The sequence below is a fragment of the Aquimarina hainanensis genome, from assembly GCF_042684685.1.
Taxonomy (GTDB): domain Bacteria; phylum Bacteroidota; class Bacteroidia; order Flavobacteriales; family Flavobacteriaceae; genus Aquimarina; species Aquimarina hainanensis.
Genome location: NZ_JBHULX010000001.1, coordinates 335,121 through 348,778, shown reverse-complemented (window position 1 = coordinate 348,778; position 13,658 = coordinate 335,121). Strand labels below are relative to the sequence as shown.

The window sequence follows — 13,658 nt, the reverse complement described above, 5'->3', positions numbered from 1 at the left end:
ACAATGAAAAAAATAATTCATTTAATTACCCTAATAGTATGCTTATTCATCATAGGGGCATGCACTAGAGAAGACAGTGTTAGAGAAAGTCAAATTAATACGAATCCTCCTCAATTATCAGAATTAGATATTTGGTTACGGGAAAATTTCGTAAAACCATATAATATAGAAATCCAATATGCCTGGAATGAGAATGAGGTGAATCTAAACCGTTACTTATACCCTCCAACGGAAGAGAATGTAAAGCCCTTGTTAGAAGTAGTATTGGCGGTGTGGGTTAAGCCATATACTCAATTAGGAGGAGAAGATTTTATTAAAAATATCTCTCCCAGACAGTTTACATTAGTCGGAGGGTTTAATTATAACCCTTCGGGGACTATCACTTTGGGGTTAGCTGAAGCTGGTACTAAAATTACTCTTTTTAATGTAGATCAATTAGACCTTACAGATTTAACATTGACCAGAAGGTATTTCCAAACCATTCAACACGAATATGCTCATATTCTAAATCAAACAAAACCTTATGATCCTGCATATGGAGAAGTTAACCCAGAAAACTATACGGCACAATGGTTTAACAGATCTGTTGCAGAAGCGAGAGAATTGGGATATATCACCGATTACGCTTCTAGTAGTGACAGTGAGGATTTTGCAGAAATGGTGGCAACAATGCTTACAACCTCTAAAGCTGAATTTGATGCTATTGTAGAGGGCATTTCCAGTGAAGAAGCAAAAGCTCACATCAGACAAAAGGAACAAATGGTCGCGAGTTATTTCAGCACGGAATTTGGCATTGACTTATATGAATTACAAGAAGTTGTATACCAAAACACCTTAGAAGTTATTAACTAAATAAGACAAGAAATTATGAATCGAAATATAATAAAAAATATATCGTGTTACTTATTATTAGTACTAATGATGGTGGTATCCTCTTGTAGTGATGATGAAGAAACGGTTTTTGAACAATCCCCAACCGAACGAATTGAAGCAAGAAATGCTGAGCTTCAAACATTACTTTTAGCAGAGACGAATGGTTATAAAGTTGTTTATTTTCCTAATAACCAAAAATACGGAGGATTTACTTTTTTTATGAAGTTTAATGCTGATGGAACAGTAGAAATGACATCGGATGGAGATGCTAATACCGAGGTTCAGTCAAGCCGATATGAAGTGCGTTTAGGAAGTACTACTGAACTGGTATTTACTACCAGAAACCACATCCATAAACTTTCTGACAGTAACCTACCAGGGTTGATTGGTTCAGGATACGAAGGAAATTCCATTTTCGAATATATTAGCAAAAATGACGGAAAAATAACATTTAGAGAACCTCGACATGAGGCAATCTTAGTTTTCGAACCTGCACAGCAGGATGACTGGAACCAGGTTCCTGATTTATTGGCAATGAGACAAAACCTTGTTCCTTCTGAAACTTCTTTTGTTTTTCAACAATTCATTATAATAAATGCAAATGGAGAAACTAACTATAACCTAAACTATGATGGTCTCAGATATCACGCTAATCCTAGAAATCAGGCAGAAGACGGAACGGTTTCTGAGCTTAAATTCGGAATTGCTTTTACTACAGAAGGTCTTATTATTAGTCCCCCGGTAGAAATAGAAGGAGTTACTTACGAGAACTTTATATATGATGCTTCCAAACAATCTTTTATTGCTACTGTTGGAGATACAATGGCATCTATAGGTTTTGCAGATCGCCCTGCTTTTATTACCAATGATGTATTAAAAATAGGAAATGGACTTAATACGTTCTCTTATAGAGTAAGTGAACCAGCAAATCCATTAACATCCCTAGGGTTTGATGCTATGATTGCAGAGGTAGACGCTGCTCTGGCTGGTTTTGGAATAAGTTTCTCCAGATTTGATATGGTTTTGGAACCAGATGAAAACGGGGATGTTTTCATTTGGATCAATACTTCTGGGTTTTGGTCTCAATTTGGGTTCAAATCTTCTATCGTAGATAAAAAGCTTCTTTTGGATTCTATGACTCCGTTAAATGCAAATGCAAATTTCCTGCAAACACAATTAAAGCCACTTCTTGATTTCTTTACCAGCTCAGAAGGTCTTTTCTATGAAACAACCGGAAATTATTTAAATTTTTCTAATAGAGCAGGAACATTTACCAGTGCACAAGACCCATCGCTACGAGTTTATTCTTTTTGGTTCTGATATAGTGGATATGATAAAATTAACTTAACAACATACACACCCCCTTGAACTCAACTGGAAGATAGCTGTCTTATTATTCGTAATAAGACGGCTTCTTTTTTTATACATGTTTTATCGTATTTTTATACCAAACATCATATAACCTATGGGCAAAAGAAAACACATTACAGAAGTTGCTACTGTTTTTTTAAAACTAGGGTGTTTCGCTTTTGGAGGACCTGCTGCCCATATAGCTATGATGGAAGAAGAAATCGTCCATAAGCGAAAATGGATGGACCAACAGCATTTTTTAGACCTGATGGGAGCAACAAATCTGATTCCCGGTCCTAATTCTACCGAAATGACCATGCATTGCGGGCATAAAAGAGCAGGGATTCCAGGATTATTCATCGCAGGGATTTGTTTTATTTTTCCGGCAGTACTTATTACCGGACTTCTAGCTTGGTTATATATGACCTATGGTACAATCCCCGAAGTACATACGTTTATGTATGGGATAAAACCTGCTGTGTTGGTTATTATTCTTTCTGCTGTATTAAAACTAGGTAAAAAGGCCTTGAAAAATATTCCGCTAGCTATTCTAGGAATAGCAACACTTATTGCCAGTTTTGTGGGAATTAATGAGATTACAGCCTTATTAGCTGCTGGTATTATAGGCGCTCTATTTTTTTTCATAACCTCCAATACCCCCCAAAAAAACCTTTCTCTAGCTCCAATAATATTCTTTCAATCTGTATCTTCTTCTGCTACATTATTTTCCACTACCAAAACTTTTTGGACCTTCCTTAAAGTAGGGAGTATTTTATATGGAAGTGGATATGTACTCTTTGCCTATCTGGATGTAGAATTAGTTGCCAAAGGACTTCTCAGCAGACAACAATTACTAGATGCCATTGCCATAGGGCAATTCACCCCGGGACCAATTTTATCAACTTCTACCTTTATTGGATATCAACTCAATGGCTTTTGGGGAGCAATTGCTGCTAGCTTAGGAATGTTTCTGCCTTCCTTTCTCTTTGTTCTTATCCTGAATCCTCTAATTCCTAAAATGAGAAAATCTGTCTTTTTAAGTTATTTTTTGGATGCTGTAAATATTGCAGCCGTAGCTATTATGATTTCGGTACTTATCAAAATGGGGAACGATATTCTAATTGATTGGAAAAGCATTCTTATCTGTTGCGGTAGTCTTATTTGTTTTTTCTTTTTCAAAAAAATTAACACCCTATGGATTATCCTTGGAGGAGCTGTCTCAGGATACATACTCTCTTTTATATAAACCTCTTACAAAAATCAACAACAAAGAAAAACTGCATTATGCAGATAGCATGATATATATCATTGCCCTCCTATAACTGATCGCATACTTTAGAGACTTCAAATCTTTAAAAAGTCATGAACCACATTTTAATACCCACCGATTTTTCAACCAGTTCATTACATGCAATTACGTATGCTTTAGATTTTTTTAGAGGGGAGACTTGTAGCTTTCATCTTTTACATGTCCAAAAGACCTCCGAATATCAAACCGGAAATTTAATGTCATCAGATGCATCTGCTTCAATACAAGATTCCATTATCCAGGAGGACAGCGATAAATTAACTAGCTTGATTCATACACTCAGCGCAAAATATCCTCATCAATCTTATCACTTTATTCCAGAAATAGAATATGACCCTTTTACTGATGCCATCAATCAAATCATAATTGCAAAAAATATTGATTTGATTGTTATGGGGACAAATGGAGTCTCGGGATTCAAAGAAGTTATTTTCGGAAGCAATACCGTGAATGTTATTAGGAATACCAGCTGCCCAGTCCTTATTGTTCCTAAAGGATATATTTTCGAATCGATTCAAAATGTACTCTATACTGTTGATAACTCTAATAACTGCCCTACACATCTCTTGAGTCCATTAAAAACAATCTTACAAAACCACGCAGCACACCTGAAAATTTTAAATATAAAAAATGAAGAACACATCAAAAATGAAGAAACAAATACTAAAAAACAACTGGAGTCTTTTTTTAGTAATATTCCGCAATCCTATCACCCTATTGTGAATGTTTCCACTAAAGAAGCAATCAATAGTTTTATCCAAATCATGAATATTGATCTTAACGCAATGTTCATAAAAAAAGAAACATTAATCGAACGATATATAACGGGGTCAAAAAACATTAATATCAGTTACAAAACGATTGTTCCTCTATTAGTAATACATGAAGATATACAATGAGAGAAGTTCCTTTGCTGTATTCTGGACAATGATTAAAAAAAAGTAACTTTGTAGAAACAGTTATTCACTAATTGTATTCTATTCATAAAGCCTGTAAAACATTATTCTATATATTTTATGCTTTTTACCATATGAATCATCAGAAAAAAATAGGATTGGTTCTTTCGGGTGGAGGATATAAAGGAATTGCTCACCTAGGTGCTCTTCTGGCATTCGAAGAAGCTGGAATCACCCCCCAGTATATCTCCGGTAGTAGTGCAGGAGCAATTGTTGGTGCACTCTATGCAGGCGGATATTCCATTACAGCGATTAAATCTTTTTTTAAGAAAACACCTTTATTCCGATTTAATAAATTCACTCGAAAAAAACCAGGGTTCCTTGATTCTGAAAAATTCTATGACGATTTCAGCTCTTTTTTCCCTGAGAATACGTTTGAATCATTACAGCGTACTTTGTTTATTACGACTACGAATCTCATCGAAGGAACCAGTAAGGTATTTAGTAGTGGAGAACTTATCAAACCTATTCTGGCCTCTGCCGCTTTTCCGGGGATTTTTTCTCCGATAAAAATAGGCAATGCATTATATGCCGATGGGGGGATCATGGATAATTTTCCGATTACCCCTTTGATAAATCACTGTGATATGATTTTAGGAGTTAATGTAACTCCTGTCAAAAAACCTACCGCTAAAGATTTTAAACATGCATATAATGTAATGCAAAGAGCATATTATTTGATGTCCATAGCTAATGCCCAGAATAATTTCAAGCATTGCAATATTCTGGTAGAACCAGAAGAGTTAGTCAACTACGGAATTTTCAATGCTTACAATCTGGATAAGGTATTCGAGCTAGGATATTCTGAAGCAAAAAAACAACTGATTACATATAGAGCAAATCAAGAAAATTAATCCGCATATCAAAGAAGATGTCCTGAGAGTCAAAAAGCACTTCTTTTATTGATATGTTTGCAAAACATAAAACAAACACTCATTTCTATTTTTGAATAGAAATATAAAATAAATTAAAACAGCACATATGAAGATAGAACAACTATATACAGGATGTCTGGCTCAAGGCGCATATTATATCGAGAGCAAAGGAGAAGTGGCGATCATCGACCCTCTACGCGAGGTAAAACCTTATATCGATAAAGCAACAGAAAATGATGCCGTGATTAAATATATTTTTGAAACTCATTTTCATGCAGACTTCGTAAGTGGTCACCTCACTCTTGCCAAAGAAACTGGTGCTGAAATTATTTATGGCCCCCTTGCCGCTCCTTCTTTTAAAGCAACTATTGCAAAAGATCTGCAAGAATTCTCATTAGGAGAAATAACTATTGTAGCATTACATACCCCTGGACATACAATGGAGAGCACGACCTATCTACTAAGAGACAAAACAGGAAAAGATCATGCTATCTTTAGTGGAGACACCTTATTCCTTGGAGATGTGGGGCGCCCTGACCTAGCCCAAAAAGCAGCAAACCTCACAAAAGAACAATTAGCAGAAAAGTTATTCGATAGCCTTCGTAATAAAATCATGCCGCTAGCAGATGATGTAATTGTATATCCTGCTCATGGAGCGGGTTCTGCTTGCGGGAAAAATATGATGAAAGAAACAGTAGACACTTTAGGTAATCAAAAAAAGATCAATTATGCGTTGCGTGCTGATATGACTAAAGAAGAATTTGTCAAAGAAGTCACCGATGGCTTGTTACCTCCACCTGGGTATTTTCCTGCAAACGTAAAATTAAATAAAGAAGGGTATACTGACATTGATACAATTATAAAACAAGGAACAACCCCTTTATCCCCTGATGCTTTTGAATCTATAGCGAAAGAAACCAACGCATTGATTCTGGATGTGAGACATCAAAGCGCCTTTATCAAAGGACATGTCCCCTCCTCTATTTTTATCGGTATCGATGGAGGATTTGCTCCGTGGGTAGGTGCATTAATCATTGATGTGCAACAACCCATTCTTCTCATAGCCCCAGAAGGAAGAGAAGAAGAAACAATTACGCGCCTATCAAGAGTAGGATTTGACAACACCCTTGGATATCTAAAGGGAGGAATAGAATGTTGGAAAAAAGAAGGAAAACAAGTTGATACGATTCATTCGATTTCTGCAGAAGAGTTAAAGGACCAACTAAAAAAAAATAACGCTTCTGTATTTGATGTAAGAAAAGAAGGAGAATTCACCGCTGAACACCTGGAAGACGGAATACATACACCTCTGGATGCTATTAACAATTATCTGGATGCTTTCCCCGATGAAGCTCCTTTCTACCTGCATTGTGCTGGAGGATACCGATCCATCATTGCATTATCTATATTAAAAAGCAGAGGAATTCATAATGGAATAGATATCGCTGAAGGGTATAAAGCTATTAAAGAAGCTGGTTTAGCCACTACGGCTTTTAGCTGCCCTAACAGTTTAAAAAAATAAAAAAATCTGTCCTTTGATTTATACTAAAATCAAAGGACAGGTAAAAAAAGGAGGTTATTCAGTTTCTATTAATACTACGCCAATTTTGGCGTTTCTTTTTTCTTTTCTTTAGTAAATGCATCACTCATTCCTATTTCAGGAATAACTAAAAAAGGAATTTGCGTATGAAACCCTATTCTCTTTACAATCGGTTCTCTTGTCAATCGCTCTATAAAACTATGCTTATAATATAACATGGCTAAAAGATAAATATCTAATTCTTTTGTAAAGTTTTTCAATGTTTCGGACACAGAATCTTTTTCAGGAATCTGATATACAGTACTCGGAATCTCTCCCAGGTATTTCTGTAGCATGTTTAGATTAAACTGTTGTTGCTCTGACAATTCTTTTTGTGTTTTTTCGATATAAACAATTCGGATGGTAGCCTTGAAGAGTTTTGCCATCTCTATTAACGGTTCCAACTCATTCTTACTATAGAAATGATTAAAATCTGTTGCAAACGCAATTTCCGATGGAGTAATAAATCCGAAATCTTCTGGAATAGCCAGCACAGGGCAACTCGTAACGGACTTTATCATATTTACCGTATTGCTTCCCATAAAAATTTCAATTGCATTGGTAGCGCCTTTGGTTCCTGTAACAATCAGATCTATCTTTTTTTCTACAACAATTGACTTAATTTTATCGATCAAAATATCACAAGAAGTAATACTCTCTAAACGATGGTTTTTGTTAGGTAGCTCTTTTTTTATTTTATTCTTGATACGTTCTAATTCACTTAGTGCATTTTTTGCTGCCAAATCATTCAATCCTCTTTCCATAGGTGCCCCATCCAAATAAGTAGCTCTATACATCTGGGGGGTATATGTATTTAATAAATAAAAGGTGCATTCCTCCTCTCTAAAGATTTCTATAGCGTATTTAGCCGCATTCCATGCATTATCAGAAAAATCAGTTGGCAATAATATATTCTTCATCTGTATTATTTTGTTTATTCGGTTTGCGATAATAACAATAACCGATTTGTTAATTTTGGATATTACTCTGTCCCCTTCAACATCCCTGTAATTCATAATTACCCCCCAAAACTAGTTCTTGATCAGATATCAAACTATGATATTTATCATTGCCCACCCTTTACTTCTTTTAGAATTTTGTAAAAAATTAAGGGGACCTATATGATGACTGATACTTGTTTCCATTGCGGTAATGACTGTGATACTACCATTATAGAGTTTGATCAAAAGAAGTTCTGCTGTAATGGATGTAAAACTGTTTACGATATTCTCTCTAGTAATGAACTGAATTCATATTACGAATTACAGAAAGCTCCCGGAGCTAAGCCAGAAGAAGCCGCCGGTAAATATGACTATCTGGACACCCCTGAAATCCAAGAAGAATTATTAGAGTTTCACGATGACTCTATTGAAATTGTACGACTCTATATTCCACATATCCATTGTAGTTCCTGTATCTGGATACTGGAAAACCTTCACAAACTACAACCTGAGATTTCTGCTTCTCAGGTGGATTTTCCAAAAAAAACCGTACGGATTACGTATAATAACACAAACTTTTCCCTAAAAGAAGTCGTATTATTATTAAATGCCATCGGATACGATCCTTACATCAGCCTTAATGATTATAAGAAAGACAAAAAGAGCATCAATAGAAGCATCATTTATAAATTAGGAATCGCAGGTTTCGCTTTTGGGAATGTTATGTTTTTATCATTTCCAGAATATTTTGAAGTCTCTGAATATTGGCTGGAAAAATACAAACATATGTTCAGATGGTTAATGTTTACCTTTTCACTTCCTGTTGTTTTCTATTGTTCTCAGGAATATTTTATTTCTGCTTATAAGGGGTTACGTTCCAAAGTATTAAATATCGACGTTCCGATAGCACTGGGGATTTTAGTTTTATTTCTCAGAAGTACTGCGGAAATCATTTTTGATCTGGGAACCGGTTTCTTTGATAGTCTTACCGGTCTTGTTTTTTTTCTGTTGCTCGGTAAATTTTTTCAACAAAAATCATACGCATTTCTTTCTTTCGAAAGAGACTACAAATCCTATTTTCCCATAGCAGTAACCAGAATAAAAACAGACGAAACAACAAACGCCAAAACAGAAGAAAACATACAGGTTTACGATATAAAAAAAGGAGATCGTATACTGATTCGCAATGGAGAATTAATCACAGTAGACAGTGTCTTAATAGAAGGAAATGCTCAGATCGATTATAGCTTTGTCACAGGAGAAAGCGAAACTGTTACTAAAAAAACAGGAGACAAACTATTTGCCGGAGGAAGGCAACTTTTTGGAGCTATCGAAATAGAAGCTACAAAATCTGTTAAGCAAAGCTACCTAACACAATTGTGGAGCAACGATGTTTTCAAAACAAACAAAGAAGAAGCATTTACAAATCTTACCAACACCATCAGTAAGTATTTCACAATAACTATTTTATGTATCGCAGCATTGGCTACTATTTTTTGGACCTTTTACGACGCATCCAAAGCAATTCAGGTATTCACTGCCGTACTTATTATAGCCTGCCCATGTGCATTAGCACTCTCTTCTCCTTTTGCTTTAGGAAATATGCTTCGATTATTCGGACAGCATAAATTTTATCTAAAAAACGCCAGTGTTATTGAGCAATTAGCCAATGCAGACACACTTATTTTTGATAAAACCGGTACAATAACCTCTAATCAGAAAAGTGCTATCACTTATGAAGGGGTTAGCTTAGATGAAGAAGAAGAGATGTTATTAAAGAACACATTACGAGCATCTAATCATCCGCTGAGCAGAGCCCTTTATGAATTGCTCAATGATCAACATATTAAGACGCTGGACGACTTTCAGGAACATACAGGAATGGGAATGGAGGCCCGCTACAATAAAAAATCTATAAAGGTAGGTGCCGCTCACTTTGTAGACAATGCAATCCCATCAAACTCACTTTCTACCACCGTACATATCAGTACTGATAATGAATACAAAGGGCGGTATGTTTTTCAAAATCGATATAGAAAAGGAGTTAAAAAACTCTTTCAAAAATTATCCGGGAGATATGCACTGGGAATCCTTTCCGGGGATAATGAAGGAGAAAAAACACGATTAGAAAGCTGGTTACCCAAAGGTACTACTCTATTATTCAATCAAAAACCAGAGCAAAAACTAGCACATATCAAATCCTTGCAGGAAAACGATCAAAAAGTAATCATGATTGGAGATGGTCTTAACGATGCCGGAGCACTGGCACAAAGTGATATCGGCATTGTCGTTTCAGAAAATGTAAATGTGTTTTCTCCTGCCTGTGATGCGATCTTGGATGCTTCGCAGTTCACCAAAATTCACAACTTTATTCTTGCCTCTAAACAAACATTAAAGATTATCAAATCCAGCTTTATCCTTTCTTTTTTCTATAACATAATAGGGCTATATTTTGCAGTTTCCGGTCAGTTATCTCCTGTAATTGCTGCCATATTGATGCCACTTAGTTCCATCTCGGTACTAGTCTATGTAACCATTCTTACCAATTGGTCCGGTCGAAAACTAATGAAATCACATGAAAGAAGAAAGTCATAATCCGATAGCACATTTTCAGCAATGGTTTTATGAAGTTGAAAAAGCACATCCCGAAGATGAGGTTAATATCATGTCATTATCAACTATTGGAAATGATGGTTTTCCCAAAAACAGGATTGTTTTATTAAAAAGATTTACTTGGGAAGGGTTCTATTTTTTTACTAATTATAATAGTGAAAAAGGAATCGCTATCAGAAACAACCCACTGGTTTCTCTTTCTTTTTTTTGGAAAAAAGCAGCCCGGGAGGTTCATATTTATGGAAAAGCAACTAAAATCCCTGTAAATTTATCACAAGGTTATTTTGACTCACGTCCCAGAGGAAGTCAATTAAGCACATGGGCTTCTATGCAAGGAAGCAAAATTGCTTCAAGAAAACAATTAAATGAACAGCTCGCTCATTACGATTCTTTGTTTCGGAATAAAGAAATCCCCATGCCGGCATATTGGGGAGGGTATCTGGTCAGTCCAAAAACTATAACTTTTATCGATCACAAAAAAAATGATAAAAATCATCATTTAACCTACTGTTTACAGAAAAATTATCACTGGATTAAACAGACTCATTCTAAATAAGAGGAAGGTCCTTATTTTTTTATTCTTATCAACTTACCCCTATCACATATAACCTCCTGGAGCACCAGTTTTTACTATACTTACCAACGATAACAAACTACTAGTAACCTTGTCCTTTATTACCACATATTCACTTACGGTTAAACCTGATAAATGTCATTTTTTTAGAATCTGTTCCCTCCTACTTTTGAATAAAATCAGACTTTACCATGAGTGTTATTTACATACTATTAACGATCAGTATTATTGTCGCCATCGTATTCTTTGTAGCATTTATTGTTTCTGTTAGAAATGGACAATTTGATGATACATACACTCCATCCATTCGAATGCTTTTCGATGACGAGTTGGTAGGAGAAGGTAAAAAGAAAACAACAATATTAACGAAAGACAAACAATCATAAATATGAAAATGGAAACATTCTATTACGATAATAAGATCGTAAAAAATTTCTTGTATGCCACCGTTCTCTGGGGGATTATAGGAATGTCCGTCGGATTACTGCTGGCGATATTATTTTTATTCCCCAATCTTACGGACGGAATCCCCTGGCTTAGTTTTGGTAGAATACGCCCTTTGCATACCAATGCTGTAATTTTTGCCTTTGTAGGGAATGCCATATTTGCAGGGGTTTATTACTCAACTCAACGATTATTAAAAACACGAATGTTTAATGATCTTCTGAGTAAAATCAATTTCTGGGGATGGCAGTTAATCATCGTAGGAGCTGCAATTACACTTCCGTTAGGGTATACTTCTTCTAAAGAATATGCAGAATTAGAATGGCCGTTTGATATTGCCATTGCCGTGATTTGGGTAGTTTTTGGATGGAATCTCATCGGTACCATATTAAAACGAAGACAACGGCATCTCTATGTAGCAATATGGTTTTATCTTGCTACTGTAGTTACAATTGCTGTATTACACATATTTAATAGTTTGGAGCTTCCTGTAAGTGCATTAAAAAGCTACTCTGTATATGCAGGAGTTCAGGATGCCCTGGTACAATGGTGGTATGGTCACAATGCCGTTGCTTTCTTCCTTACGACTCCTTTCTTAGGTCTGATGTATTATTTTATTCCTAAGGCTGCAAATCGTCCTGTATATTCATATAGATTATCCATTATACATTTCTGGTCTCTGATTTTTATCTATATCTGGGCCGGTCCTCATCACCTCTTATACTCCTCTCTACCAGATTGGGCACAAAATTTAGGAGTTGCATTTTCTGTTATGCTAATCGCACCATCATGGGGAGGTATGATTAATGGTTTATTAACACTGAGAGGAGCCTGGGATAAAGTACGAACAGATCCTGTTCTTAAATTTATGGTAGTAGCTATAACAGGATACGGTATGGCTACATTCGAAGGTCCTATGCTCTCACTAAAAAACGTAAATGCTATTGCTCATTTTAGTGATTGGGTAATTGCTCACGTACACGTAGGAGCATTAGCCTGGAACGGGTTCCTTACTTTTGGTATGATCTACTGGCTTATCCCTAAATTATTCAAAACTAAATTATGGTCTACCGGTCTTGCCAACATGCATTTCTGGATTGGTACACTAGGAATAATCATTTATGCACTTCCGATGTATGTTGCCGGATTCGTACAGGCATCTATGTGGAAACAATTTAATCCTGATGGTACCCTGACCTATGGTAACTTCCTGGAGACAGTGAATCAAATCATACCTATGTACTGGATGAGAGCTATCGGAGGAACGATGTTTATTCTGGGGATGTTCATCATGGTATACAATATGTATAAAACGATCAAAGCTGGAACCGCAGTAGCAGATGAAAAAGCAGAAGCTGCTCCATTACAAAAAATCACAAAATACAGAACTGCAAAAGAAGGATACCACACCTGGTTAGAAAGAAGACCTGTGAAACTAACCATTTTTGCCACGATTGCAATTCTTATCGGAGGAGCAGTACAGATCGTGCCCACATTAATGGTCAAATCCAATATTCCTACAATCACTAGTGTGAAACCATATACTCCATTAGAATTAGAGGGAAGAGATATCTATATCAGAGAAAGCTGTGTTTCTTGTCATTCTCAGATGATACGACCTTTCAGAAGTGAGGTAGAACGATATGGGGAATATTCCAAAGCAGGAGAGTATGTCTATGATCACCCATTCTTATGGGGTAGTAAGCGTACGGGTCCCGACCTGATGCGAATCGGAGGAAAATACTCAGACAACTGGCATTTTAATCATATGTATGATCCGCAAAGTACATCTCCCGGTTCTATTATGCCTGCATACAAATGGCTTATCACGGATAAACTAGACAGATCCCTAACTGAAGATAAAATGGAAGCGATGGTCACTCTTGGCGTCCCATACACACCGGAAGAAATCGAAAGAGCCCAGAAATGGATGGATGAACAAGCAGCTCAAATAGAGAAAAACCTATACAATGATCCGGAATTTGCAGAAAGTTATGAAGCTGATAAGAAATATGCTCTAGAAAACGGAGAAGAATTTATTGAAATGAGAGATCGTGAAATTGTAGCATTAATTGCCTATATCCAACGATTAGGAACTGATATCAAAATAAAAGACGGAGAAAGTGTAACCCATAAAGAATAAT

At 36.0% G+C, this 13,658-nt stretch carries 11 protein-coding genes; 10 read left to right on the top strand and 1 reads right to left on the bottom strand.

Annotated elements, in window-relative coordinates; all coding sequences use genetic code 11:
• Positions 1-3 precede the first annotated feature (3 nt).
• The 6 genes from ACFSTE_RS01620 (at position 4) to ACFSTE_RS01595 (ending at position 6,885) form a co-directional block, all read left to right on the top strand.
• Positions 4-852, top strand: coding sequence for a zinc-binding metallopeptidase (locus tag ACFSTE_RS01620; protein WP_176027877.1), 849 nt, complete (start codon positions 4-6; stop codon positions 850-852).
• A gap of 15 nt (positions 853-867) precedes the next feature.
• On the top strand, positions 868-2,193 hold the full coding sequence (locus ACFSTE_RS01615; protein ID WP_378258116.1) for a DUF4302 domain-containing protein: 1,326 nt from the start codon (positions 868-870) through the stop codon (positions 2,191-2,193).
• A 145-nt stretch (positions 2,194-2,338) separates the two neighbouring features.
• Positions 2,339-3,469: a chromate efflux transporter gene (gene chrA / locus ACFSTE_RS01610; RefSeq protein ID WP_378258114.1), complete on the top strand. Its 1,131-nt coding sequence runs from the start codon at positions 2,339-2,341 to the stop codon at positions 3,467-3,469.
• A 116-nt stretch (positions 3,470-3,585) separates the two neighbouring features.
• Entirely contained in the window at positions 3,586-4,431 is an 846-nt protein-coding gene (locus tag ACFSTE_RS01605) for a universal stress protein (protein WP_176027880.1), read from the top strand.
• Between the two features lie 131 nt (positions 4,432-4,562).
• Positions 4,563-5,342, top strand: coding sequence for a patatin-like phospholipase family protein (locus tag ACFSTE_RS01600; RefSeq protein WP_176027881.1), 780 nt, complete (start codon positions 4,563-4,565; stop codon positions 5,340-5,342).
• 127 nt (positions 5,343-5,469) lie between these two features.
• Positions 5,470-6,885 (top strand): MBL fold metallo-hydrolase, encoded by a 1,416-nt coding sequence (locus ACFSTE_RS01595; RefSeq protein WP_378258111.1) that lies wholly within the window; start codon positions 5,470-5,472, stop codon positions 6,883-6,885.
• A gap of 74 nt (positions 6,886-6,959) precedes the next feature.
• Here the strand turns inward: ACFSTE_RS01595 and ACFSTE_RS01590 are convergent, their stop codons facing one another.
• Positions 6,960-7,862 (bottom strand): universal stress protein, encoded by a 903-nt coding sequence (locus ACFSTE_RS01590; RefSeq protein ID WP_176027883.1) that lies wholly within the window; start codon positions 7,860-7,862, stop codon positions 6,960-6,962.
• Positions 7,863-8,063: 201 nt separating this feature from the next.
• Between ACFSTE_RS01590 and ACFSTE_RS01585 the strand changes: the two genes are divergently transcribed.
• From ACFSTE_RS01585 to ccoN, 4 genes are all read left to right on the top strand, one after another.
• A complete protein-coding gene (locus ACFSTE_RS01585; RefSeq protein ID WP_176027884.1) occupies positions 8,064-10,478 on the top strand; it encodes a heavy metal translocating P-type ATPase in 2,415 nt (804 codons plus the stop codon).
• Positions 10,459-11,052, top strand: a complete 594-nt coding sequence (gene pdxH / locus ACFSTE_RS01580; RefSeq protein ID WP_378258109.1) for a pyridoxamine 5'-phosphate oxidase — start codon at positions 10,459-10,461, stop codon at positions 11,050-11,052. Before ACFSTE_RS01585 ends, pdxH begins: the two co-directional genes overlap by 20 nt.
• A 209-nt stretch (positions 11,053-11,261) precedes the next feature.
• Positions 11,262-11,456 (top strand): cbb3-type cytochrome oxidase assembly protein CcoS, encoded by a 195-nt coding sequence (ccoS, locus tag ACFSTE_RS01575; RefSeq protein WP_176027886.1) that lies wholly within the window; start codon positions 11,262-11,264, stop codon positions 11,454-11,456.
• Between the two features lie 2 nt (positions 11,457-11,458).
• Positions 11,459-13,657, top strand: coding sequence for a cytochrome-c oxidase, cbb3-type subunit I (ccoN, locus tag ACFSTE_RS01570; protein ID WP_176027887.1), 2,199 nt, complete (start codon positions 11,459-11,461; stop codon positions 13,655-13,657).
• The last annotated feature ends 1 nt before the right edge of the window (position 13,658 follow it).